Source organism: Paraburkholderia sp. (assembly GCF_035948235.1).
Taxonomy (GTDB): Bacteria; Pseudomonadota; Gammaproteobacteria; order Burkholderiales; family Burkholderiaceae; genus Paraburkholderia.
In genome coordinates, this window is the sequence record NZ_DASZJJ010000220.1 from 24976 (window position 1) to 49559 (window position 24584).

The 24584-nt window shown below is 63.8% G+C and carries 20 protein-coding genes; 11 read left to right on the plus strand and 9 right to left on the minus strand.

Features of this window, described 5'->3' with window-relative positions; translation table 11 throughout:
- Window positions 1-235 precede the first annotated feature (235 nt).
- Window positions 236-1999 carry a methyl-accepting chemotaxis protein gene (locus VG320_RS18955; protein WP_327201622.1) on the plus strand — a complete coding sequence of 588 codons (1764 nt, stop codon included), beginning with the start codon at window positions 236-238 and terminating at the stop codon, window positions 1997-1999.
- A 71-nt stretch (window positions 2000-2070) separates the two neighbouring features.
- On the opposite strand, the gene VG320_RS18960 is transcribed toward VG320_RS18955, so the two are convergent.
- Window positions 2071-3033, minus strand: coding sequence for a response regulator (locus tag VG320_RS18960; protein WP_327201623.1), 963 nt, complete (start codon window positions 3031-3033; stop codon window positions 2071-2073).
- A 399-nt stretch (window positions 3034-3432) separates the two neighbouring features.
- Here VG320_RS18960 and VG320_RS18965 point away from each other — a divergent pair, with 399 nt between their 5' ends.
- A complete protein-coding gene (locus tag VG320_RS18965) occupies window positions 3433-3933 on the plus strand; it encodes an acyl-CoA thioesterase (RefSeq protein WP_327201648.1) in 501 nt (166 codons plus the stop codon).
- Between the two features lie 155 nt (window positions 3934-4088).
- Here the strand turns inward: VG320_RS18965 and VG320_RS18970 are convergent, their stop codons facing one another.
- Window positions 4089-5546, minus strand: coding sequence for a sensor histidine kinase (locus VG320_RS18970; RefSeq protein ID WP_327201624.1), 1458 nt, complete (start codon window positions 5544-5546; stop codon window positions 4089-4091).
- 388 nt (window positions 5547-5934) lie between these two features.
- Window positions 5935-6924 carry a GlxA family transcriptional regulator gene (locus VG320_RS18975; protein WP_327201625.1) on the minus strand — a complete coding sequence of 330 codons (990 nt, stop codon included), beginning with the start codon at window positions 6922-6924 and terminating at the stop codon, window positions 5935-5937.
- A 159-nt stretch (window positions 6925-7083) separates the two neighbouring features.
- Here VG320_RS18975 and VG320_RS18980 point away from each other — a divergent pair, with 159 nt between their 5' ends.
- Entirely contained in the window at window positions 7084-7734 is a 651-nt protein-coding gene (locus VG320_RS18980) for an HD domain-containing protein (protein WP_327201626.1), read from the plus strand.
- Between the two features lie 96 nt (window positions 7735-7830).
- On the opposite strand, the gene VG320_RS18985 is transcribed toward VG320_RS18980, so the two are convergent.
- The gene (locus VG320_RS18985) at window positions 7831-9057 is read right to left on the minus strand and encodes an MFS transporter (protein WP_327201627.1); all 1227 of its coding nucleotides are present in this window, start codon (window positions 9055-9057) and stop codon (window positions 7831-7833) included.
- Between the two features lie 108 nt (window positions 9058-9165).
- Between VG320_RS18985 and VG320_RS18990 the strand changes: the two genes are divergently transcribed.
- The 3 genes from VG320_RS18990 (at window position 9166) to VG320_RS19000 (ending at window position 13662) form a co-directional block, all read left to right on the plus strand.
- Window positions 9166-10047 carry a LysR family transcriptional regulator gene (locus VG320_RS18990; protein ID WP_327201628.1) on the plus strand — a complete coding sequence of 294 codons (882 nt, stop codon included), beginning with the start codon at window positions 9166-9168 and terminating at the stop codon, window positions 10045-10047.
- Between the two features lie 118 nt (window positions 10048-10165).
- Window positions 10166-11956, plus strand: coding sequence for a diguanylate cyclase (locus tag VG320_RS18995; protein WP_327201629.1), 1791 nt, complete (start codon window positions 10166-10168; stop codon window positions 11954-11956).
- A gap of 137 nt (window positions 11957-12093) precedes the next feature.
- On the plus strand, window positions 12094-13662 hold the full coding sequence (locus VG320_RS19000; RefSeq protein WP_327201630.1) for an EAL domain-containing protein: 1569 nt from the start codon (window positions 12094-12096) through the stop codon (window positions 13660-13662).
- A 9-nt stretch (window positions 13663-13671) separates the two neighbouring features.
- On the opposite strand, the gene VG320_RS19005 is transcribed toward VG320_RS19000, so the two are convergent.
- Both VG320_RS19005 and VG320_RS19010 read right to left on the minus strand, forming a co-directional pair.
- Window positions 13672-14313 (minus strand): GNAT family N-acetyltransferase, encoded by a 642-nt coding sequence (locus VG320_RS19005; protein ID WP_327201631.1) that lies wholly within the window; start codon window positions 14311-14313, stop codon window positions 13672-13674.
- Window positions 14314-14423: 110 nt separating this feature from the next.
- The gene (locus tag VG320_RS19010; protein WP_327201632.1) at window positions 14424-15071 is read right to left on the minus strand and encodes a GntR family transcriptional regulator; all 648 of its coding nucleotides are present in this window, start codon (window positions 15069-15071) and stop codon (window positions 14424-14426) included.
- A 103-nt stretch (window positions 15072-15174) separates the two neighbouring features.
- Here VG320_RS19010 and VG320_RS19015 point away from each other — a divergent pair, with 103 nt between their 5' ends.
- From VG320_RS19015 to VG320_RS19025, 3 genes are all read left to right on the plus strand, one after another.
- On the plus strand, window positions 15175-15654 hold the full coding sequence (locus VG320_RS19015) for an OsmC family protein (RefSeq protein WP_327201633.1): 480 nt from the start codon (window positions 15175-15177) through the stop codon (window positions 15652-15654).
- A 302-nt stretch (window positions 15655-15956) separates the two neighbouring features.
- Window positions 15957-16934 carry a ferritin-like domain-containing protein gene (locus VG320_RS19020; protein WP_327201634.1) on the plus strand — a complete coding sequence of 326 codons (978 nt, stop codon included), beginning with the start codon at window positions 15957-15959 and terminating at the stop codon, window positions 16932-16934.
- A gap of 128 nt (window positions 16935-17062) precedes the next feature.
- The gene (locus tag VG320_RS19025; protein ID WP_414696073.1) at window positions 17063-18370 is read left to right on the plus strand and encodes an Nramp family divalent metal transporter; all 1308 of its coding nucleotides are present in this window, start codon (window positions 17063-17065) and stop codon (window positions 18368-18370) included.
- A gap of 33 nt (window positions 18371-18403) precedes the next feature.
- On the opposite strand, the gene VG320_RS19030 is transcribed toward VG320_RS19025, so the two are convergent.
- A complete protein-coding gene (locus tag VG320_RS19030; protein WP_327201635.1) occupies window positions 18404-19309 on the minus strand; it encodes a LysR family transcriptional regulator in 906 nt (301 codons plus the stop codon).
- 99 nt (window positions 19310-19408) lie between these two features.
- Between VG320_RS19030 and VG320_RS19035 the strand changes: the two genes are divergently transcribed.
- The gene (locus VG320_RS19035) at window positions 19409-20425 is read left to right on the plus strand and encodes an NAD-dependent epimerase/dehydratase family protein (RefSeq protein WP_327201636.1); all 1017 of its coding nucleotides are present in this window, start codon (window positions 19409-19411) and stop codon (window positions 20423-20425) included.
- 129 nt (window positions 20426-20554) lie between these two features.
- Window positions 20555-21751 carry an enoyl-ACP reductase FabV gene (gene fabV, locus VG320_RS19040; RefSeq protein ID WP_327201637.1) on the plus strand — a complete coding sequence of 399 codons (1197 nt, stop codon included), beginning with the start codon at window positions 20555-20557 and terminating at the stop codon, window positions 21749-21751.
- 53 nt (window positions 21752-21804) lie between these two features.
- Here the strand turns inward: fabV and VG320_RS19045 are convergent, their stop codons facing one another.
- Together VG320_RS19045 and VG320_RS19050 are read right to left on the minus strand one after the other, a co-directional pair.
- Entirely contained in the window at window positions 21805-22533 is a 729-nt protein-coding gene (locus tag VG320_RS19045; RefSeq protein ID WP_327201650.1) for a class I SAM-dependent methyltransferase, read from the minus strand.
- A gap of 36 nt (window positions 22534-22569) precedes the next feature.
- Window positions 22570-24312, minus strand: a complete 1743-nt coding sequence (locus VG320_RS19050; protein ID WP_327201638.1) for an IlvD/Edd family dehydratase — start codon at window positions 24310-24312, stop codon at window positions 22570-22572.
- Between the last annotated feature and the right edge of the window lie 272 nt (window positions 24313-24584).

The following is a 24584-nucleotide window of genomic DNA, read 5'->3' on the forward strand; positions in this document are numbered from 1 at the left end:
TTGCGCACGCAACGATCATGGCAGGGCTCACGCCTATTCATCTGACGAATCATTCACTCCTGCATCAACCCATTTGCAATAAAGCACGACAAAAGCGTATCAATCTCACCCGGACACCTTCAGTTCCCCCTGGTGCGCGCCGTTAAACATGGCGGGAAAGGCGGCGACGTACCGCCTTGCGCCATCAAACGTGGCTTGCCGCGCGCGGCAGCCAGGCTCGGAGGAAACGAAGAACGTGAAGCGACTGTCGTTGAATCAAAAGGCGTGGAGCATCGTCGCGCTGCTGTGGATCGCCCTCGTGGTGCTGGTTGTGGTCAATGCCGTCATGACGCGCGCGGGCATGCTCGACGATCGCAAGGGCAATCTCGCGCAGGAAACGCAAACCGCGCTCGGCGTGGTCGGGTTTTATCAGAAGGAAGCTTCGCAAGGTCATCTTTCTAGCGACGAGGCAAAGCGTCAAGCCATCGCCGCGCTGCGCGGCCTGCGTTACGGCGCGGACCAGAGCGGCTATTTCGGCATTTACGACAGTTCCGCCACCGCGCTGCTGGTGCCGCCCAAGCCCGAACTCGAAGGCAAGAGCCAGGCAGGCATGGTCGATTCGAACGGCACGCATATCGCGCTGGAGATCGTGAAGAGTTCGTCGCCAGGCGGCAATCATGTCAGCACCTATGTGTGGCCGAAGCCCGGCCATAGCAGCCCGGTCGAGAAGATCAGTTACGCCGATGTCGTGCCCGACTGGGACTGGCATCTGTTCACCGGCGTCTATCTGGACGATATCGACGACGCCTTCTATAGCGCCTTGATCCGCAATCTCGCACTGGTTGCGCTGATTGGCGTGGCGCTCACGCTGGGCATGTTCTGGCTGATCCGTAGCATCCGCACGAGCCTGGGTGGCGAGCCCGACTATGCCGCCGATATCTGCGAGCGCATCGCGTCTGGCGATCTCACGGCGCAGGTGCGCGTCGCGCCCGGCGACGATCGCAGCCTGCTGCATGCGATGAGCAGGATGCAACGCCAGCTTGTGGACACGGTGCAGCGCATTCAGACGTCGGCGGAATCGATCACGACGGGCGCGCATCAGATCGCGGCGGGCAATCGCGATCTGTCCTCGCGCACCGAGGAACAAGCCGCCTCGCTGGAAGAAACCGCCGCGAGCATGGAGCAGTTCACGGCCGCCGTGAAGCACAACACCGACAACGCGCGTCAGGGCAATACGCTGGCCGTCAACGCATCCGATGTGGCTGCGCGGGGCGGCGAAGTCGTGCGCCGCGTGGTGACGACGATGCATGGCATCGCCGAGACTTCGGAGCGCGTGGAGCAGATCATCGGCGTGATCGACGGCATCGCTTTCCAGACCAATATTCTCGCGCTCAATGCCGCTGTGGAAGCGGCGCGCGCGGGCGAGCAAGGCCGCGGCTTCGCGGTGGTGGCAGGCGAAGTGCGCACGCTCGCGCAGCGCAGCGCGAGCGCCGCCAAGGAGATCAAGGACCTGATCGGGCAGTCGGTGGAGCAGGTGGCGCAAGGCTCGAAGCTCGTCGATGAAGCCGGCGCGACCATCGACGAAGTGGTGCAGTCCGCGCGCCGCGTGGCCGATCTGATGGGCGAGATCGCCGCGGCATCGGAGGAGCAGCACACCGGCATCGAGCAGGTCAATCGCGCGGTCGCGCAGATGGATGAAGTGACTCAGCAGAATGCCGCACTGGTGGAAGAGGCGTCGGCCGCAGCGCAGTCGATGGCCACGCAGTCGGGCAGCCTGCGCGATGCGGCGGCGGCGTTCAGGATCGGCGCGCAGCCGGTCGCGCTCACCCCGCCTGTGCAGGCCGCGGCGCGCGCAGTTCACCCGGTTAAGCCGGTAGCCGCCAGGCAGGAGAAACGCGCGACACCGGCACGCAAACCCGCGCTCAAGTCCACACTCAAGTCCACGCCGAAGGCACCCACGCAAGCTCCGTCAGCGGTGCTCGCAACGGCGGGCAGCGATCAGGATTGGGAAACGTTCTGATGTTCCGATGAGCCGATGAGCCAATGAAAAAGGGCACCCGCAGGTGCCCTTTTTTACGCTTCAGATTAACCTTAGCCGTTTCGTTGCGAACGCAACCACTGCGCATAGGTTACGAGATCCGGCGCCAGCTCTACGCCTTCGATGCGCGTCCAGCTCGTGTAGATATCCTGCGAGCCCGGCACCTGCTGCGGCACCGCGAACTCCACGCGCGCCATGCCCGGGCGGTACGCCTCGTTAGGCCAGAACACCGGCATGATGCGACGCCCTTCCATCTCGTCGCGCAAGGCGGCGGGACCGCCCTCGTCGGTGACCACGTCGCATTGCGCATCCCAGTCGTGCGCGTCCCAGGCGAGGAACACACCTGCCTGCCCTTGCGCGTCGAAGGTCAGCACTGCATTTTGTTCGGGCCGCCAATAATATTCGACGATGCGCTCGCGCTGCGCGAGCGTCTGCAGCACCTCGTTCGTGCGCCGGTCTGCGTAGACCGCGCCCACCCCATGCACGCCGATATGGCCATGCTGCGCGCAGAACTTCTGCTGCGCGTTGGAAAGCGCCTGCGCCAGCTTGCGTGTCATCGCCGGGTCCGACTTCTTGACGTAGAAGTGGATCAGCCCGGCGTTGAAGGCGTCCACCGCGTGGGATTCGTCGGCGGTGCCGGTGAGCAGGATGCGCGTGCAGTTGGCGTCCTTCACGGAGGCGAGGAACTCCAGCCCGTCCTGCCCGGGCATGTCGTAGTCCACCACGATAGCGGCCACGTCCTCGAAGCGTGCGGCGTTGGCCAGCGCGTCGTGGCCGAGCGCATTGCCGCCTTTCTTTTCGAACTCCGACCACGCCGCGCCCGACATCGGGCTATGGCGTGCGCCGCGCTCGCTCGCGGCTTCGATGAACGCACGCGCGTCGTCCTGCGAGGTGAAGAAATGATGTGTGGGCGCCTGCGGGAAAAGACCGCGCAGTGCGTGGAGAAAGTCCGCACTGTCGTCGAGAAAGACCACGGATACGGGGTAGAAAACCGGCTGCCTGACGATCGAACTCATGTATATGCCTCGTTGCTAGCGACTACCTGCAAAACGATTGTCCCAGATGACCCGCCTGGCGGGTTCAAGCAAGGGTTCACACAAACCGCATCGCAACGCCATCGCTGCCAGATTATGCGGCCTCATGCCAGGCTCGGCAACCGTTGCGGCATGGCTGTTGTATGGGGCGACACGTTCGGCGGGCGTCGCGCAGTCGGGTAAAACCCATACGAATTTCAGGGAAATCCACGCGAAATCTATGCGTAATAAATGCGAAATCGTTTGCGAGCACGCGCCGTGCCGCTGTGTGGTGAGCGCGGTATTGGCGCCCAGTTAACGCGCCGAGAATTGGGGGCATGTCTTCACCTTCCGAAGGCATGCGCGGCCCCGCCAGCGGCCATTTCATCTGGAGTTCATTCAATGAACGCTCGTGAATCCATCCCCGCAGTTCTCTCCCGTGGCGCCAACGGTTTTTCCGACGAAATCATGGATGCCACGCCCCTCAAAACCTTCCACCACGTCATCGACATTTATCTCAAGGACTCGAATGCCTTCATGAACACCTACTTCGCCCGCTATTTCGAATGGCAGGGCATTGTTCGCGAGCGCTGGTTCCACGAATGCATCCATAACAATCTGCTCGCGGCCGGTGGCATCTTTGTCACGAAACGCGCGCACCAGGAATATGTGCAAGAGACGTTTCCGTTCCAGCGCGTCGATTGCTACCTGAACACCTTCCAGGTGCGCCAATGCTCCGCTTATCTCGTGTTCCGCTTCTGCGTCGATGGGCGTCCCGTTTCGCTCGGCTACCAGCAGATCCTGTTTGCTGGCACCGACAAGCGGATTCGCCGTTTCCCGCCGGGCATCATCGAGCGCGTCAAGGAATACGAAATCGTGCTGCCCGCTTCCGTGGCCCTCTAAGGCCGCGAACGTCCACGTCGATCAAGACGCGAATCAAGACACCAACCCGGGACGAAAGCCAGCACCTCATGCAACGCAGATGACTCGCCATTCCGGCTGCTGATAGCGATTAACCGAGGGCCGTGGCCCAGGCAAGCGCCGCACGGCGTGCTACTTCAACCCGCATAGTCCTGCCCCGCCGTCCATCGGCGGGGCTTTCCCGGCCCGTCGTGCAACGCGCGATCGGCAGCGGAACCGGGCTCCGGCAGATACAGCGTGAAGGTCGTGGCGACGTCCGGCACCGACTCGCATGCAATCGCGCCACCCAGCGCGTCGGCCACGCGGCGGCAGAACGCGAGGCCCATGCCCGAGCCCTTGCCATGCGATTTGGTCGAATAGAACGGCTCGAAGATGCGCGGCAGCACTTCCGGTGCGATGCCCGGCCCCGTATCGGTAAAGCGCAGCACGCAATAGCCGCCTTCGCTGGCCGTGTCGATTTCCACCCGGCCTCCGCCGCCTGCGTGAATCGCATAGAGCGCGTTCTTGAGCAGGTTGAACAGCACGAAGACGACCAGCGAATCCGAGCCCGAAAAGCATAATTGCGGATCGACCGGCTGCACGCGCACGAGTTCGCGTTCGCCCGCGCGAAACGGGAATCGCTCCAGCGCTGCGTTCACACAGGAACGGATCGGATAGGCCTCGAAACTGCGCCGGTCGAGCCGGTCGAGCGTGAACGACGCCAGCGACATCTCGACCACGGTGCTGGTGCTGTCAACCTGACGGCGAATCGAGGTGGCGAGCGACGACAATCGCTCCGACTGCCCCGGATACAGACCGTCCACGCAAAGCTGATGCTGGACCGCAAGCTGGTAGCCGCGCATGAGTTCGGGCAGCACGTTGCCGATTTCTTCGGCGTGCATGCCGATGGCGGCCAGCGGCGTGGCGACTTCGTGCGCGACGGTCGCCGCGATCAGATACGGGCGCATCAAGCCATAGCGCACGATGGTGACGGCGAGTATCCCCAGACTGACGGCGATAAACACGGCGCCCACAGGATAGAACGCGACGCCGTAATTCACCGCGTAATCGCTCGCGGCAACGCCATAGATTGCGAGACTCAACATGCACAGATCGAGTAGACGGCGGCGGTCGCGCGCCTGGGTCTGGCCGCGCGCGACAAACAGCAGCCAGCCGCTACGCAGCGCGAGCAGCACGGTCTGCGCGACATGCACGGGATGCAGCAACCCGGCATGCGGATATTTGCCGAAGAAGAACGTGCCGTAGCCGTTCACCACCTCGTCGCTGGCAATCAGCAGCATGGCGAGCACTACGCTCACGCCATAGGACGCCAATAAAAAAGGCCGTTCGCTGCGCCGCGCGGAGACCTCGATATTGAAGTGGTAATAGGTCGTGGGCAGAAACAGGATGAACAGATAGCCGAACTTGACGAGCGCATCGGCCAGTTCGGGGTCACCGGTCTGGAACAGGAAAGCCCAGGTGCCCTGCCAGACGAAGGTGGTCGCGCACATCAATGCGAACGGCACCGAAAGGCGCGACACGCCTTCCGTCAGGAGTACGTACACGCCAAATCCCAGGAACAAGGCGGATACGAACGCGGGCAAGATCGAATACATAGTTTGTCGCGTGGATTCTTGTTTTCACGGCCCGGCGCGTGGCGTCGGCGCGTCGGCACTCCCTGCTGGTCTGCGGCGCCTGTGCGCCAGATCGTCCCCTGCGCAACCTTCAGGCCCGCGCGGCCATGGGGCCGCAGGCGGCGAGGTCATCGCGCATGCCCCAAATCAGGGCGTCCCCGTGCGGCCTGCGCTCAGTTTCGTCGTTCTTTCGTGATTCTTTTGCCGCGCCTGGCCGCTGGACTGCGCATGCCGTCTGCATCGCCTGCGCGGACGGTCAATCCATGGCCGCGATTATCGCCGGGATCGGCGTCGCCCGTTCGAAAAATTGCCCTCCGTTCGCGCTTTCATGCGCGTCGAATCAAACGCGCGAAGCAAACCGCATACCGCTCTAGACCGACGCCTGATTCGCGCCGCCAAAGCGCCGCCGATACTCTGCTGGCGTGACACCGACATGCTTGATAAATGCACGCCGCAAGGTATCGGCGTTTGCAAACCCGCAGCGCGCGGCCACGCGTTTGGGCGCTTCGGCTTCGGCCTCCAGGATCGCCCGCGCCGCGTCCACGCGCACGGCCTCCACCCACGCGGCGGGCGTGAGCCCCACCTCGGACTGGAACAGGCGCGCGAAATGGCGTGCACTCAAACCCACGCGCTTAGCCAGCTCGGGGACGCGGTGCGCGAGCGCCGGATTGGCGGCCACCCAGCGCTGCACCTCCTGCAGCGCCGAGCGCCCCGCCGGTCGCGTCTCGCCCTTGCGGCTAAATTGCAACTGCCCCCCGGGACGCTTGAAGAACATGACGAGCTGGCTGGCCACCTGCATGGCGATTTCGCGGCCCAGATCCTCCTCCACGAGCGCCAGCGCCAGATCGAGCCCCGCCGTCACGCCCGCCGCCGTGCGCAGTTTGCCGTCGCGCACATAGAGCGAATCAGCCTCGATCGACACCGTAGGGCAGGCCAGCGCCAACGCCTCCACGGACGCCCAGTGCGTGGTCAGCCTGCGCCGCTCCAGCAAGCCACTGGCGGCCAGCGCAAACGCGCCGGTGCACACCGAACCGAAGCGCCGCGCGCGCGTCGCCGTGGCGCGCAGCCAGTCGAGCACGCGCGGCGCCAGTTGCGCGGTGGCGGCATCGGGCGCGCCTGCCACCAGTAGCGTATCGATGCGCTCCTGGACGCGCTCAGACGGCTGTTTGCCGGCCACTTCGTCGGGCAGCAGCCGCACGCCGGACGAACTACGGATCGGGCCTGGGCGGCAAGCGACCACGCGCAGATCGTAGACGGTGCGCCCGGCTTCGATATTGGCTTGCGCGAAGACATCGAGCGGACCGCTCACGTCGAGTAGCTGAACGCCCGGCAGCGCGAGGATGGCGATGATTTTCGGCATGGGGTCAGATCTCTGAAACGGTTGAGCGAGGAGGTGAAACACGCGTTGAGGCACGCGTCCGGATCACGCGCGAAATGTCTGAATTAGACGTACTCAGTCAATATTGGACAATGCTAGCACAGGCCAGAATAGATCCCATCAACCCGACGGAGTCACCCCATGAGCCTCGATCTTTCCGGTACCGGCCTGCCCCGTATCCCCGACAGCCAGCTCGCACGCGAAATCACCGAATTCGTGCGCGATACCGAATCGCCACTGCTGTTCCATCATTCGAGCCGCGTCTTTTACTTTGGCGCGATGGCCGGTCAACATCGCGGCCTGAAGTTCGATCCCGAACTGCTCTACGCGGGCGCGATGTTCCATGACGTCGGACTGATGCATTCGCACAGCAGCGAACACGAGCGCTTCGAAGTGGACGGCGCGAACGCCGCGCGCGATTTCCTGCGCGCACGCGGCATCGCGCAGCACGATCTCGATCTGGTCTGGACCGCGATCGCGCTTCACACCACGCCTGGGATTCCTCAGCATATGCATCCTGTCATCGCGCTGGTGACGGCAGGTGTGGAGATGGACGTGCTGGGCCTGACCTATCACGAATACAGCGACGCCGAACGCGAGGCCGTGGTGCACGCACATCCGCGCACGGAGCATTTCAAGGAGGACATCATTCAGGCGTTTTACGATGGCATCCACCATAAGCCCGCGACGACCTTCGGCAACGTCAAGGCCGATGTGCTCGCCGACAAAGACCCGCATTTTCATGCAGGCAATTTTTGCAGCGTAATTCGCCACTCGCCGTGGCGCGGTTAAGCGTCGCGATTGCTCGCTGTTGCGCGGGCAATAAAAAAGCGCGCCGGCTTTTATCCGGCGCGCTTTCGCTTGTGTGCTGCTGGTTTGCTGGGGTCTTTAGCTTGCCAGCTTCACCGCCGCGCGTGCCTGCCTGCGCGCAATCACGATCGCAAGCGCCCCGCACGCCGCCAGCATCGCGAATGAAAAGCCCGCCACGGAAGGCCATTGGCCGTTCTGCCAGAACCAGCCGCCCCAGGAACCCAGCACGCTGGAGACGAGATAATACGCAAGCAGATAGAGCGAAGTCGCATGCCCTTTCGCACCATCGGCAAGCTGCCCGACCCAGCCGCTCGCGACCGAATGCGTGGTGAAGAAGCCCACCGTCAGCACGACGATGCCGATCACCACGGGCACCAGCGCATGCGAGAGCGTGAGCGCAAGTCCCAGCGCCGCCACCAGCACGCCGCCGAGCAGAACCGGCCCGCGTCCGCAGCGATCCGCGAGCGCGCCTGCCGTGGTAGCTGCCGCGATACCGAACAGATAGGCGCAGAAAATCAGGCCCGTTTGCGTCGAACTCAGATCGAACGGCGGCAGCAGCAGGCGAAAGCCCGCGTAGTTGTAGATCGTCACGAAAAAGCCCATCGCCAGGCAACCGGTCGCGAACACCGCGGGCAAGGTCGGCGCAGCCAGATGCTTGCGCCACAGCGCAATGTGATGCGCGGGATTGAGGCTCGCGCGGCGCACGAAATTACGTGAGGCGGGCAGCAACACGAAGAACGCCACGGCGGCGGCGATGTCGATCACGCCGATCATAAGCATGGCCGTGCGCCACGACAGATGCTCGCTGAGCCAGCTCATGCCCACACGCCCCACCATGCCGCCGAACGCAGTGCCGCCCACGTAAAGGCCCATCGCCAGGCCCAGCCCGGCGGCCGACATTTCCTCGGCGAGATAGGCCATCGCCACGGCGGGCACGCCGCCCAGCGCGAAGCCTTCGAGCGCGCGCGCCACCAGAATGCCGTGCCAGCCGGGTTCGAGTGCGGCCACCACGTTGAAGAGCGCCGCCAGCGTCATCGACACGAAGATCAGGCCACGCCGCCCGACGCGCTCCGAAAGCGCACCTGCGCAGAGAATCGATACGGCGAGAAAACCGGTGGACAGCGATAGCGCCAACGAGCTTTGCGCCGCGCCGATATGAAATTGTTCGGCGAAAACGGGCAGCAAAGGTTGCACGCAATACAGCAGGGAAAACGTCGCGAAACCGGCCAGAAACAGCGCGATGCTGATGCGCCGGTAAGCGGCGGAGCCGGGATTGACGCCCACAGAAGTAGATAGCGAACTCATGACAGCGATGCCTCACAGACATTCCAAAAGACGAGGCAAATTGTCCCGCCGCATCGTTATACTGTCCAATATATGGAACAGGCTAACGCGATATCTTTTAGCACTGGCATGGAACTCCGACATCTTCGCTATTTCGTTGCCGTGGCGGCCGAACGCAACTTCACGCGCGCCGCAGAAAAACTCGGCATCGGCCAGCCGCCGCTCAGCCAGCAGATCAAGAGCCTGGAGCGGGAACTGGGCGTCGAGCTGTTCGTGCGCACGCCGCAAGGCGCCGACCTCACGCGCGCGGGCGAGGCATTTCTGGTCGAAGCGCGCCGCGTGCTAGACGACGCCGGACGCGCCGCCCAGGTCGCGCAGCGCGCGGCGCGGGGCGAGTCGGGGCAGATCCGCATCGGCTTCACGGGGTCGGCCGCGTTCAATCCGCTCGTGCCCAACCTGATCCAGCGCTACAAGCAGCGCTTTCCCGCCGTCGATCTGACGCTCGACGAGGCCAACACGCCACTGCTGCTTCAAGGTCTTGCGGAGGATCGACTTGACGCCGTGTTTTTCCGGCCGGGCCGCGACAGCGCGAGCACGCTGCCCGGCGTCGCCCTGCATCACTTCCCCGACGAGCCGATGAAGATCGCGCTGCCCTCGACGCATCCACTGGCTGCGCGCCGCCGCCTGCCGCTGGCGGCGCTGGAGCGCGAGCCGTTTGTGCTGGTGGCCGGCCCGGCGGGCGCGACGCTGCATGACGAGATCGTGCGCGCCTGCGCCGAGGCGGGCTTCAGCCCGCGCCTGGCGCAACCCGCTCCGCAGGTGTCCTCGGTGGTGAATCTGGTGGCGGCGGGGCTCGGCGTGTCGATCGTGCCTGCGGCCATCGCTCAGGTCCAGGTCAAAGGCGTGCGCTATCTCGACGTCACGGGCGTACGCATGCGCGCGCGCCTCGCGCTGGGTTGGCGCGACAAAGACACGGCGGCGACGGTGCGGGAGTTCGTCGCGCTGGCGTAGCGCAAACGGAAGCGCCCACAGCAGGCCCAACAGCGCGCTCGCATCAGGGCGCAATGCTATTCTTGCGCCGATACCCGGACGCCGCGCCGCGGCACAACTTCAAGGGGTTGGCGACACCATGCAGCGCAGCGTGAAGGGCAAAGCGGGCCACCCGCGCTCCGACCGTTTTTCCACCATCGTGATGCAGCGGCCACGTCTTGTGGTCACGCTCTGCTTTGTCGTCGCAATGCTGCTGTTGTGCCTCGTCGGCCTGCGCCAGTTGTACAACCTGACGCGCAACGACCTGCTGGGCCGCCAGCGCGATCTCGAAGTGCGCGCTGTGGGCGTGGACGCGCTGATCGAGGCCGAGCGCCGCCGTCTGATGTTTCTGCGCAACTTCGCCGAGCATCAGCTAAACGCCTACGAACAGCCCTCGCCCGCCGAACAATCTGCCGTGATGAAAGCGCTGGCTGCCGCCACACAGCCGGCATGGCGGATCGCCGGCGCACTGGACGGCCCGAGCGTGTACGGCACCAATGCCACGAGCCTGGCCGGTCTGGAAGGCTTCCAGCGCGACGCCGCCACCCTGCCCGCCGATATCGCGCTCGCGCGCGCGATCAGCCCGCTTGTGCAGATCAGCCAGCACGCCGACGCCGTGCAAAGCACGGTCGCCTTTATTTCTTCGAATGGCCTGTTCGTCATTGCTCCGGAGAATCGGGACCGCACGGTGACCGACCTGCTGCGCCGCTTCAGCACCATGAATTACTATCGCGGCCAGTTGCCCGCGCGCAATCCCACGCGCGACGTGCTCTGGACGCCCGTGTATACCGGCCTGCAGAAGGGCGAATCGATTTCGACGCTTAGCGCGCCCATTTATGTGGGCGACCGTTTTCGCGGCGCGGTGGTGATGGATCTGACGCAATCGCGCTTGCTTTCGTTACAGCTCGCCTCGAGCAATACCGATGACGACGATGAGGATGCCATTGAATTCGGGCTCCTTAACAGTAACGGCAACGTGGTGTATTTCCGCAATGGCGCGCTCACCGAACAGCGCCCGCCTGGCTTCAGTCCCGACCTGTTGCGGATCGCGCAGACCTCAGTCGATCGCTGGATGAAGGAAGGCGCCGGCTATGTCGAACATCGCGGCGCCTATCTGCTCTATCAGCGCGTCGGCCAGACACACTGGATGCTGATGGCGCCCACCGACAATGCGGAACTCACGCTCGCCGCCGCGCGACGCGTGTTCAGCAGCCCGGTGATTGCGGCGTGGTTCGTGCTGATCCTGCTGCTGGTCGGCACGCTGCGCATCGTGACGAATATTTTCGGCCATTATGTGGAAGCGAGCGAGCGGCTCGAAGCGCTCGCGCGCAGCGATCCGCTTACGGGTCTTGCAAACCGGCGGCGTTTCGAAGAAGCCTTCACGGAAGCGCTCGATCGCTCGGACCGTGCGCGAACGGCTGAAAGCGTCGGGACGCGCGAGGGCGAGCCAGCCACATCGGCGCGCATGGCCGTGCTGATGCTCGACATCGACTTCTTCAAGCGCGTAAACGACCGCTATGGTCACGCAGCAGGCGACCGCGTGCTGACGATCTTCGCGCATGTTCTGCAGGCGAATTTGCGCAGCGTGGATCTGCCCGCGCGCGTGGGCGGCGAGGAATTCGCCGCGCTCCTGCCCGACGCCGATCTCGCGACGGCCGCTGCGGTGGCGGAGCGCGTGCGCGTGGCCGTCGAGGCGCATGCGCACGACAGCGGTACGCCTGCGGGCAGCGCCGATGCCATCGCGTTCACGGTGTCGATCGGCGTGGCGGCCAGTCCCGAAGATGGCGGCGCCCATTACGAAGCGCTCATGCAGGTCGCCGACCGGCGGCTCTACATCGCGAAGGAAAGCGGGCGCAATCGCGTCGTGCGCGCCGATCAGCAAGTCCATTGAAACCGCTGGCAACAGCTGGCCGCTCGTTTCATGCGTAGCGGATGACGCAACGATGCAGGCTGAGCACCCCTGGATCGACGGTGCGCGAAAGACGTTAACATCGGCGTGCCCTTCTTTTGCGCACGCGCTCACCCGGCATGAAAAGCAGATTGTCCGCGCTGGCCACGTTCTGCCTCGTCGCGCTCGGCGTGGGCGCAGCGCTCACGGCGGTCGTCTGGGTCGCGGATACGGTAGTCGAGCAACATCAGCGCGCGCTGATCGACGAATATTCGCGCCGCGCGCTCGTGCGCGCCGAACTCGTGACCGCTGAAGCCGAAGCGGCGCTGCGCTCGCTCGCGCCCGAACAAGGTACGCCCTGCACGCCCGATCATCTGCAGATCATGCGGCGCGTCGAGGAGCAATACCGCTATATCCGCAACGTGGCGTGGACCGACGGCGAGAGGATTCGATGCTCCACACTGCGTGGCCTGGCCGGCACTGACCTGCCGCCCGCGCAATGGTCTTATAGCGACGGCTTCAGCGCGTGGTCCACGGAGGTCGGCAAGCGCGGCAACGAAACGCGCATGCTCAATATCCGCTATGGCAACCATATCGTCGTGGTCGATCCGCGTTTTTATCTCGACATCGTGCCGCTTGACGACACCATCGAGCTGGCGCTGCTGGAGTCGCTCGAAGGCGCGATCGTCACGCGCTGGCCGCGCGCGGACGTGGCGCTGATGCGCGCCGCGCTGTTCCGCGAGCATTCCTCATCATTTTTCGAGCGGCGCTATTACGTAGTCGATCGTTCGCAGCGTTATCCGCTTGCCGTAGTCGCCTATGAACCAGCGGACCGCGTGCGCCCCGACGTGGCCGCCCAGGTCAGGTTTTTACTCGTGCCCGCGCTGCTGGCGAGCGCTCTCGGCACCTGGCTCGTGCTGCGCTGGCGCCGCAAGCTGCGCACGCCACGTCACGCGCTGCTCGAAGGCATACGCCAGCGCCAGTTCACCGCCTGGTTCCAGCCCCTCGTCGATCTGCACACGGGCCGCTGCGTCGGCGCGGAGGCGCTGGTGCGCTGGACGCTCGCCGATGGCACCATCGTCGCACCCGACACTTTCATCCCCATGGCGGAGTCGCTCGGCCTGATCCAGCCGATCACCGACCTCGTGATCCAGTCCGTGTTTGCGGGCGCGGGCACGTTGCTCACGCAGCGTCGCGACCTGCATATCTCGATCAACGTTACTCGCGACGATCTGGTGTCCTCGCGCTTCCTGCATACGCTCAAGGCATGCTTCGCGAGTCTCGACGTACGCGCGGAGCAGATCTGGTTCGAATGCATCGAGCGAGCGTTTATCGACGCGCAACGTTTGGGGCCGGTTTTGCAAGGCTATCGCGACGCGGGCCACAAGGTTTTCATCGACGATTTCGGCACCGGTTATTCGAGCCTCGCGTATCTGCATGCGTTGCCCGTAGACGGCATCAAGATCGACAAGTCCTTCGTCAACGCGCTGACTTCCGGTTCCGAGGTCAACGCGATCGTGCCGCACATCATCTGCATCGCGCACGAACTGAAGCTGGCGATGGTCGCGGAAGGCGTAGAAAGCGAAGAGCAGGCCGCGTATCTGCGCGAGCATGACGTGCAGTTCGCGCAGGGCTGGCTTTACGCGAAGGCCATGCCGGCTGCGGATTTCATCCGCTGGGTCGAGGAAAACGCCGTAAAAACCGCGTAAAAACGCGCTCTAGCGTCTTGCGCCGCTTGCGTGCGCGCAGGCATATACGCTCGCATGCGCGGGCTGCATGCGTCCGAAAGAGCCGCTACCGGCCGCCTTGCTCAGGATCGCGCTGTCGTAGCCGCGTCCCGCGAAGCGCACCACATCGACCAGACTGAAGCCCTGCGCCCGATAGAACGCCACCAGATGTGCCGCGGGGAATGGGGTATCGAGCGCGACCTGCGTGCAGCCGCGCGCGGCGCTCCACTGACTCGCAAAGGCAAGCAGCGCTCGACCAATGCCACGACTCTGCCACGCCGGTTCGACGCCGAACTGATGCAACGAGACCACGCCGCGCTGTCGATATTGCTCGCAAGGCGATGCCGCGTCGCGGCCTTCGAGCGTCATGGTGCCAACGATGCGGCCGTTGCAGACCGCCACGAAACAGTCGCCCGCCAGCGCACGCGCACGGGTGACATCGGGCGCCTGATCCACACACGCGCAATGCAGTCCCAGTGAAGCGAGCCGCGCAAACGCTCGGTGCAGCAGTTGCGTGAGGAATTCCCACGAATCGCGCTGCGGATCGAAGCGTCGCAACACCAGGCGGCCAATGCCCGGCTGATTGCAGATGATCCGGTCGTGCTGGCATTGCGGTGCGCGCTGCGTCGACATGGCTTCTCCTCTCGTTTCCATGCAGCCAAGTCTAGATTTGCGCGCGGAGGGTCACAAGCAAAAATGTCGTAAAGAAAGGCGTATCAGGTGTGAATGACGTGAAGCGGCACTTACGCCGATTGATCCACGACCACGGCCAACGCAATACGTCTTGCCGATTCGATATGCGCTACCGTGAGCGAGCGCGCAAGCCGTGCATTGCGCGCAAGACCGGCTTCGAGAATGCCTTCGTGCTCGTGCTGGAATGCGGGGGTATCGGCAAGCAAAGTGTGTTGCAGGCGTTCGTAACGCTCTACCTGGTGACGCAGTTCGCGTATCGTCGCGATCATGCGCGCGTTGCCGCATGCGCCGTACAGCAGTTCATGGAACTCTCGATTCAGCTCGCCCTGCTTCCTGCGCGTTTGCGCTTCGCCCAGCAGCCGATGCACGAGTGCTGCGCGCGCGAGCGTTTCGTCGTCGACACGCTTGACAGCGCGGAATATGGCATCGCCTTCAAGCAGCACACGCAAATCGTAGATTTCTGCGATGTCCTGCGCGTCGAGCATGCGCACCACCGCGCCGCGATTGCGGTAGATCTCCACCAGCCCTTCGCGCTCCAGACGCTGGATCGCCTCGCGCAAGGGAATGCGGCTCACCTCGAAACGCTCGGCCAGGTCGCGCTCCACCAGCCGCTCGCCCGCCGCAAGCTCGCCTTCGACGATCATGTCCCGCAACGCCGCCGCCACGGCCTGTGCCGTCGAATCGATTCTGGTTTCCATGCCCCGTGCCCGCATCCCACGATTGTCCGAATAGAATAATGGTATACCATTTTGATAATCGAAGCCATAATGACCGGACCTTCGACAGCATGGAGAACTTGAGATGGCGCATACGGAACACAACTACACGGTCACGGTGCGATGGACCGGCAATCGCGGCACGGGCACCTCGGGTTATCGCGACTATGGACGCGACCACCTCATCGAATCGGCCGGCAAGCCCGCTATCCCCGGGTCGGCGGACCCCGCCTTTCGTGGCGACGCGGCGCGCTGGAATCCCGAAGATCTGCTCGTGGCCTCCGCCAGCGCCTGTCACAAACTCTGGTATCTGCATCTGTGCGCCGACGCGGGCGTCGCCGTGCTCGCCTATGAGGACAACGCGCAAGGCACGATGCTCGACAACGCCGAAGCGGGCCGGTTCAAGGAGATCGTGCTGCGTCCGCGTGTGACGATCCGCGCGGGGGACAACCGCAGTCTTGCGGAGCATCTGCATCACGCTGCGCATGAGCAATGCTATATCGCCAACTCGGTCAACTTTCCGATTCGCTGCGAGCCGCTCGTTGAAGTCGCGAGCGAAGCGTAAAGCATTCCCCTGATCAACACATGCCGGTACCGGTCGTTCGTAGGAGCTATGACCACGAACGGCCGGTATCTGTTGTTCGAACAATATTCCCGACAACGTGCATCCGCCCAGCCGCCCCGTCCGTAGGTGGTATTGAGGGCTCGCCTCTTCTCATCTTTTTAGCCAGCTTGTGGGTGAGGGTCGGTCAACCTTCGTCCCTGCGATTCGTGCCGTCGCGTCGTTAAGGGCTTGCTATTGCCTTTGCGCGCACGTCGCCAGCGCTCGCGTTATTCCCAGCAGCGATATCTATGAGGAGCAAGGCCATGTCCGATTCCAAATCTGATTCAGCACAGCTAATCAATATGTTTGACCGCCGTGTCGAACGGCGATTGCAACGCAGGCAATTCTTTCGTAATGCGGGTGGTCTAGGACTTGGTCTGGTCGGCGGCACGCTGATCGGCGCCTGCGGCGGTGGATCGGGTCAGAGCGCATCGGCGCAAAGCGCGCCGACCGACCCGGAAATCCTTAACTTCGCGTTGAATCTGGAGTATCTGGAAGCGCAGTTCTATACGTACGCCACCACGGGTTCCGGCCTTGCATCCAGCATGACAGGCGGGGCAGGCACGATGGGCACGATCATCCCCGGTCAGCAGGTGCCGTTTCAGGACTCCGTGGTGCAGGCGTACGCGAATGAGATCGCCAATGACGAACGTGAGCACGTCGCGTTCCTGCGCAGCGCATTGGGCTCGGCGGCGGTGGCCATGCCGTCGATCGACATCGGCGGCACGAATCCGAACGGCGCGTTCTCGAACGCGGCACGCGCGGCTGGGCTGGTGGGTGCAGGTGTTGCGTTCAACCCGTATGCGAGCGACAACAACTTCCTGCTCGGCGCGTTTATCTTCGAAGACGTTGGCGTGACGGCCTATAAGGGCGCTTCGCCGCTGATCACCAACAAGACCTTCCTGGAAGCCGCCGCCGGCATTCTGGCAGCCGAGGCTTATCACGCCGGGCTCGTGCGCACGGTGCTGTATTCGAAAGGTATCGATATGACGAGCCTCATCACGGCGGCCAACGCAATCTCCGCCGCACGCGACGCCCTCGACAACAACGGCCACGACGATCAGGGCATCACCGGCTCGTCTTCCGGCACATCGAACATCGTGCCTCTCGACAGCAATGGCCTCGCGTTCAGCCGCAATTACAGCAACGTCCTCAATATCGTCTATCTGACGAGCGGCGTAACGACCAAAGGCGGCTTCTTCCCGAACGGCGTCAACGGCGTGCTCAACATGAGCGCGTAAAGCGCGCATTGCATGCCGCGCACGCATTGTGCCCTGCCGGCAACGGGCGTTCGCGATTGCCATCGCGATCCCGTTGACCGGTCTGCATCGGTCTCAGGTTGAACGTTCGACGACGGACAGGAAAAGCCATGAACGAAGCGATCAGTCAAGCCGCGCCACAGACGCTCACAGAGCAGACCTGTTTTGACATGCGCGAAACGCTGGCCGGACGGCGACGCGGCTTGCGTGCGATGCTGCCATTCGCGGGCCCGGCGGTGGTGGCGTCGATCGCCTATATGGACCCCGGCAACTTCGCCACCAATATTCAGGCGGGCGCCGGATACGGCTATGCCTTGCTATGGGTAGTGGCGGTGGCGAACGTCGTCGCCATGCTGTTCCAGTCGTTGTCCGCAAAGCTTGGGCTCGTGACTGGTCGCAATCTCGCGCAGTTGTGCCGTGCCGCCTTGCCGCGCCGCTATGTGCTCGTCATGTGGGGCATCAGCGAAATCGCGGCAATGGCAACCGATCTTGCGGAATTCGTCGGCGGCGCGATTGGCGTGTCCTTGCTCACGCATCTGCCGATCATGCCCAGTATGTTGATCACCGCAGCCATCACCTATGCGCTGCTGCAATTCGAGAAGCGCGGATTTCGTCCACTCGAACTGGCGATTGCGGCGCTTATCGGCGTAATTGGGTTGTCGTATCTGGCTGAATTGCTGATCGCTCCGGTTAGCTGGCATGCGGTGGTGATGCATACGCTCACGCCGTCCATCCCGGACGCCAATGCGCTGACGATATCGGTAGGGATTGTCGGGGCCACGGTGATGCCGCATGTGCTGTTTCTGCATTCGGGCCTCACGCAAAATCGCATGAGGCCGCGCGATGAAATCGAACGCGGCAAGCTGTTGCGCTTTTCGAATATTGAAGTGGCGCTTGCGTTGGGCGCGGCCGGTCTTATCAACATGGCGATGGTCATCATGGCGTCGAGTGCGTTTCATACGGGAAATGCAGGCATCGCCAGCATAGAAACGGCATGGCGCACGCTGACGCCCTTGCTGGGCGCGGCAGCAGCAGGGTTGTTTCTCGCGGCGCTGATCGCGTCGGGCGTGTCGAGTTCAGTGGTCGGAACGATGGCCGGGCAGATGATCATGCAGGGCTTTGTCGGCTTTCACATTCCAGTCTGGGCCAGACGGCTGATTACGATGGTGCCGGCGTTTGGAGTAGTAGCATTGGGCGTCGATGTGAATCGCGCGCTGGTACTGAGCCAGGTAGTGCTAAGCATTGCGCTGCCGGTTCCGATGATCGCGCTGGTGTGGTTCACCTCAAACCGCACGCTGATGGGGCGTTATCGGAATAGCTGTCTGACGATTATCGTTGCGGTCATCGGGACGGTCACAATACTGGCGCTGAATTTGATGCTGCTTTTGCAGATTGCGGGCTTGCGCTTTTTGATTTGAGGTTTCGTGCGCGAGCCATCCATTGATGGATGACTAATCGACGCCATTAGCGCCTTCGATATACGCTTCAAGACCGTCAGCGAGAGCGGCAAACGTCGCCGCGCAACGCGCGCTACTGCGCAGATCCTCGTGCATCGCGATCCAGGTTGTCAGCTTGACGGCGCATGCGCGCGGCAAAACGCGCTGCAAACGCGCATCGCGGCGCGCGATCCCAGATTGACATATGCCAATACCACAGCCCGCCCGAATCATCGCCAGTTGCGCGACGTCGCTGTCGCTGCGCAGCGCAAAGGTGTCGCGTTTCCAGTACGGCAGTTTGCTCGACGCCGCGCGCACGAACGGCGTGATCGTGTCATAGCCAATCAGCGTGTGCTGCGCGAGATCGGCGAGCGTTCGAGGCGTGCCGAATTCGGCCAGGTAGTCGTCGCGCGCATGCAGGCCGACTTCGATGTCACCAATGCGGCGCGCGATCAGCATGTCCTGCTGCGGCGACGTCATCCGCACGGCGATGTCCACTTCGCGTTGCAGCAGGTCCTGCACGCGGTTGCTCGGCAACAGTTCCACCACGATCTGCGGATGCGCGCGGCGCAACGCGGCCAGGATTGGCGGCAGCACTTCCACGCTCACCACTTCGCTAGCGGAAACGCGTACCACGCCACGCATGGCGTTGCCCCGACCCGAGGCCGCGCGCTCCAATGCCGCCGCTGTGTTGCGCATGGACTCGGCATAGCCGCGCAGCATGCGCGCCGCTTCGGTCGGCAGGAACCCTGCCGGCGAGCGGGTGAAAAGTGGCTGGCCGAAGACCGCTTCGAGCGCCGCTATGTGCCGCCCCGCCGTGGGCTGCGTGATGCCGAGCGTACGCGCCGCGCCCGAGAGCGAGCCTTCCGTGAGAACAGCGAGGAAGGTCCGGTAGAGTTCCCAGTTGAGATTCGAGTCCATGCATAAATGTATAGCGGCTAGGCGATTCCAGGTAATTTTTTATGAACCGCAAGACGCGCAGAATGCAGCCATCGACACTTCTTTCAAGCGAGACCCAACATGGCGGCAAATCTCGACGAAACGGCGCGCACGGCGCTCGTGCTGGGCGTGAGCGGCGGTATCGGCGGCGAAGTGGCGCGGCAGTTGAGCGGCGCAGGCTGGCGCGTGCGGGCGCTGCAGCGCAGCGTGAGCGGCAACGTCAGCGCGGGCCGCCCGGACGGGATCGAATCCGTGCAAGGCGACGTCATGGACCGCGACGCTGTGATGCGTGCCGCGCAGGGTTGCCAGGTCATCGTCCATGCCGTGAACCCGCCGGGCTATCGCCGCTGGGCCGATCTGGTGCTGCCGATGATCGACAACACGCTCGCCGCCGCGCAGGCGGCGCGCGCCACCGTGGTCCTGCCGGGCACGGTCTACAACTACGGGCCTGAAGTGCTGCCGCTCGTCGCCGAGGACGCGCCGCAGCAGCCGCGCACCCGCAAGGGCGCGATCCGCGTGGAGATGGAACGGCGCATCCAGGCCGCCACGGAGCGCGACGTGCGCGCCATCGTGGTACGCGCGGGCGACTTCTTCGGGCCGCGCGTGGGCAATAGCTGGCTTGCGCAGGGCTTCCTCAAGCCCGGCCAGCCGCTGCGCACCGTGCGCGAGCCCGGCACGCCCGGCGCGGGGCATAGCTGGGGTTACGTGCCGGACGTGGCGCGCACCATGCTCGAACTGATCGAGCGGCGTGCCACGCTGGCGCCCTTCGCGCGCTTTCACATGGCGGGCCACTGGGACGCCGACGGCACGCAGATAGCCGCCGCGATCTGCCGCGTGGCCGCGCGGCACGGCCTCACGGTCCGGCGCGGCGGGTTCCCGTGGCCGCTGATCTACGTGGCGGCGCTTTTCGCCACCACGCCGCGCGAAATGCTGGAGATGCGCTACCTGTGGCGCGAGACGCTCGAACTGGACAACGCGCGCCTCGTCGCGACACTCGGCCGCGAGCCGCATACACCGCTGGACGCGGCGGTGGAAGCCACGCTGGCGGGGCTTGGCTGCCTGCCGGCGACGCAAAACCAGGCCGTTGCCGCGCATTGAAACGGCCGCCTGGCGGCATCGACCCGGCCCCAAAAACCCTCGTTAAATTCGTCATTCATGGCCGTCGACGCAGGCTCGCGCTAAAATGCGCCCCGTTCCTGCATGCAATGCGACTTACGGAGAAGTCTGATGATTATCGAACCGCGCGTCCGCGGCTTCATTTGCGTGACGGCCCATCCGGCAGGATGTGAAGCCAACGTCGCTCAGCAAATCGAATACGTTACCCAACACGGTCCCATCGCCAACGGCCCGAAGCGCGTGCTCGTGCTCGGCTCCTCGACGGGCTATGGTCTCGCCGCCCGCATCTCGGCGGCCTTCGGCTCGGATGCGGCCACGCTTGGCGTGTGCTTCGAGCGCGCCGGCACCGACACCCGCCCGGCCACGGCCGGCTGGTACAACACCGCAGCCTTCGAAAAATTCGCGACCCAGAAGGGTCTCTACGCGAAGACCATCAACGGCGACGCGTTCTCGAACGCCGTCAAGCAGGAAACCATCGAGACGATCAAGCGCGATCTCGGCCAGGTCGACCTCGTGGTCTACAGCCTCGCCGCACCGCGCCGCACGCATCCGGTCACGGGCGAAGTGTTCAACTCGACGCTCAAGCCGGTGGGCAAGACGCTGCGCATGCGCGGCATTGACACCGACAAGGAAATCGTCAAGGAAACCGTGCTGGAAGCCGCCAGCCAGGCCGAAATCGACGGCACCGTGGCGGTGATGGGCGGTGAAGACTGGCAGATGTGGATCGACGCGCTGGCGGCCGCCGGTGTGCTGGCCGATGGCGCCAAGACCACGGCCTTCACGTACCTGGGCGCCGAAGTCACCCACGACATCTACTGGAACGGCTCGATTGGCCAGGCCAAGAAGGATCTGGACCAGAAGGTGCTGGACATCCGCGCGAAGCTCGCGGCCACGGGCGGCGACGCGCGCGTCGCGGTGCTCAAGGCGGTGGTGACGCAGGCCAGCTCGGCGATTCCGATCATGCCGCTGTATCTGTCGCTGCTGTTCCGCGCGATGAAGGCCAACGGCACGCACGAAGGCTGCATCGAGCAGGTCTACGGTCTCTACAAGGACTCGCTCTACAGCGCCACGCCGATCCTCGACGACGAAGGCCGCGCGCGCGCCGACTACAAGGAACTCGATCCCGCCATCCAGGCGCAGGTCAAGGCCTGGTGGGATGAAGTCGCGGACGACAACATCTACGCGATGACCGATTTCGCGGGCTACAAGGCGGAATTCCTGCGCCTGTTCGGCTTCGGCATCGAAGGCGTGGACTACACCGCCGACGTCAATCCGAACGTCGCGATTCCGGGCATCATCGAGAAGTAATCGCGCTTTAATCGCGTGTCAATCGCGCGTTCATTGCGAAGGCGCGCAACGAATCAACGTTGCGCGCCTATCAGTAGCATCATGGGCCGCTCGCATTCCTCCGCGAGATCGGGCATCGCGTCAAGCTGCGCCTGCGTCGGTCCCCATTCGATCAATCGTTCCAGCGTAAAGCCGCTGTCGATCAGCGTGTTCACCAGCGTGCCGATCGTACGGTGCTGCTTCACCACGCCTTCGGCCAGCCAGTTCGTCACGCGCGGCCCTTCCTTCTGGTAACTGTCGAGCGGCCAGCTCTTGTGGCCTGCTTCGTCTACGAGAAAGCCTGGCGCACGCGGCGCCATGTAGATCGGATGTTCGATCGAAAACACCAGCTTGCCGCCCGGCGCGAGCGCGCGATGGATCGTGCGCAGCAGCGTCGCCAGTTGTTCGACATAGTGAAACGCGAGCGAGCTATAGATGACGTCGAACGCGGCTTCCGGTAGGGATAGCGATTCCAGATCGGCGCGACGCCAGCTTACCAACGCATTCGGCGACATCGCGCGCGCACGCTCCAGCATGCGTTCCGACACGTCGATGCCTTCGACCGCCGCCGCGCCCTGCTCAACCGCCCAGCGGCAGAACCAGCCATAACCGCAGCCCAGATCGAGCACGCGCAAGCCGCGCGGATCGGGTAGCAGCGCGCGCAGCGCTGGCCATTCGGGCGCGCCGTCCAGGCCGTGAATCGAGCGGTTCAGGCGGCTATAGCCTTCGAAGAAAGCGGGATCGTCGTAGATGTTCTGGGTCATGCGCGAAAGTGTCTCACGCATGACCGCAGCGCGCGTTCAATGCGAATGCTTCGGCACCTCCGCGCCTCTGCAGCCCACCAGAAAATCGAAATCGCAGCCCTCGTCGGCTTGCAGCACATGGTCGACGTAGAGCTTGCGATAACCGCTGCCATCCGCGGCCAGCGGTTGCTGCTGCGTGCGCCACGCCTCCAGGCGCGCGCCGATTTCCTCATCGTCGATATCCACGCGCAAGCTGCCCTGCTCGCAATCCAGCTCGATCCAGTCGCCGTCGCGCACGATCGCCAGCGGCCCGCCCGCGCGCGCTTCGGGCGCGACGTGCAGTACCACCGTGCCATACGCCGTGCCGCTCATGCGCGCGTCCGACACGCGCACCATGTCGGTCACGCCCTGCGCGAGCAGCTTGGGCGGCAGCCCCATGTTGCCGACCTCGGCCATGCCAGGATAGCCTTTCGGGCCGCAGTTCTTCATCACGAGCACCGAATCCGCCCCCACGTCCAGATCCGGATCGCCAATGCGCGCCTTGTAGTCGTCGAAATTCTCGAACACCACGGCGCGGCCGCGATGCTTGAGCAGCTTCTGCGTGGCCGCGGAAGGTTTGAGCACCGCGCCGTTGGGCGCAAGATTGCCGCGCAGCACGCACAGACCGCCGTCCTGCACGAGCGGATTGTCGAGCGGGCGGATTACTTCGTCGTTGTAGTTGGGCGCCTCGCGCACGTTGTCCCAGAGCGTGCGGCCGTTCGCGGTGAGCGCGTCGGGATGCGGCAGCAGGTTCGCTTCGCCCAGCCGCCGCAGCACAGCGGGCAAGCCTCCCGCGTAGTAAAACTCTTCCATCAAAAAGCGGCCCGACGGTTGCAGATCGACCAGCGTGGGCGTGCCGCGCCCGATGCGGGTCCAGTCGTCCAGTTCCAGCGGCACGCCAATGCGGCCCGCTATCGCTTTCAAATGAATCGCCGCATTGGTGGAGCCGCCAATCGCCGCGTTGGCACGAATCGCGTTCTCGAAGGCTTCGCGCGTGAGCAGCTTCGACAAGCGCAAATCCTCCAGCGCCATCTCGACGATTCGCATTCCTGACATTTGCGCCAGCACGTAACGCCGCGCATCCACAGCGGGAATCGCTGCGTTATGAGGCAGCGTCACGCCTAGCGCTTCGGCCATGCAGGCCATCGTGGAGGCCGTGCCCATCGTATTGCACGTTCCCGCCGATCTCGACATGCCCGCTTCCGCCGACATGAAATCGTGAATCGAAATCTTGCCCGCCTTCACCTGCTCGCTGAGTTGCCACACGACCGTGCCCGAGCCGATGTCGCGGCCTTCGTGCTTGCCGTTGAGCATCGGGCCGCCGCTCACCACGATTGCGGGCACGTCGCAACTGGCCGCGCCCATCAGCAGCGCGGGCGTGGTCTTGTCGCAGCCCACCAGCAGCACCACGGCATCGACGGGATTGCCGCGAATCGACTCTTCCACGTCCATCGAGGCGAGATTGCGCGTGAACATCGCCGTGGGCCGCAGATTGGATTCGCCGTTGGAAAACACCGGGAATTCCACCGGAAAGCCGCCCGCCTCGTACACGCCGCGCTTCACGTGTTCCGCGAGCTTGCGAAAGTGCGCGTTGCAGGGCGTGAGTTCCGACCACGTATTGCAGATGCCGATGATCGGCTTGCCCGCGAACTCGTGATCGGGGATGCCTTGATTCTTCATCCAGCTTCGGTACATGAAGCCGTTCTTGTCCGTGGTGCCGAACCATTGGGCCGATCGGAGCTTGGGCTTACGGGTGTTCATGGCTTTGCCCACTTTGTGAGAAAGACCCATAAATAGCATGACTATATAGGTCGGAAAGATCGGGAAAACGCTAATAAAAACGGCTCACCGTGTTGCATATAGTTTGCCTATTCAGAAACTACGCAGACAAGTAGTTCGAAAAGGCAAGGCAACGACCCAAGGGCAACCGAGGGTTTGGGATGGCGCGATTCTCTCGTGATTCTGTCCGGCCGTGGTGGACGCGGGTGATGCGCCGTGAATTAAAAAACTACAGAGCGACATCGGAGACACGC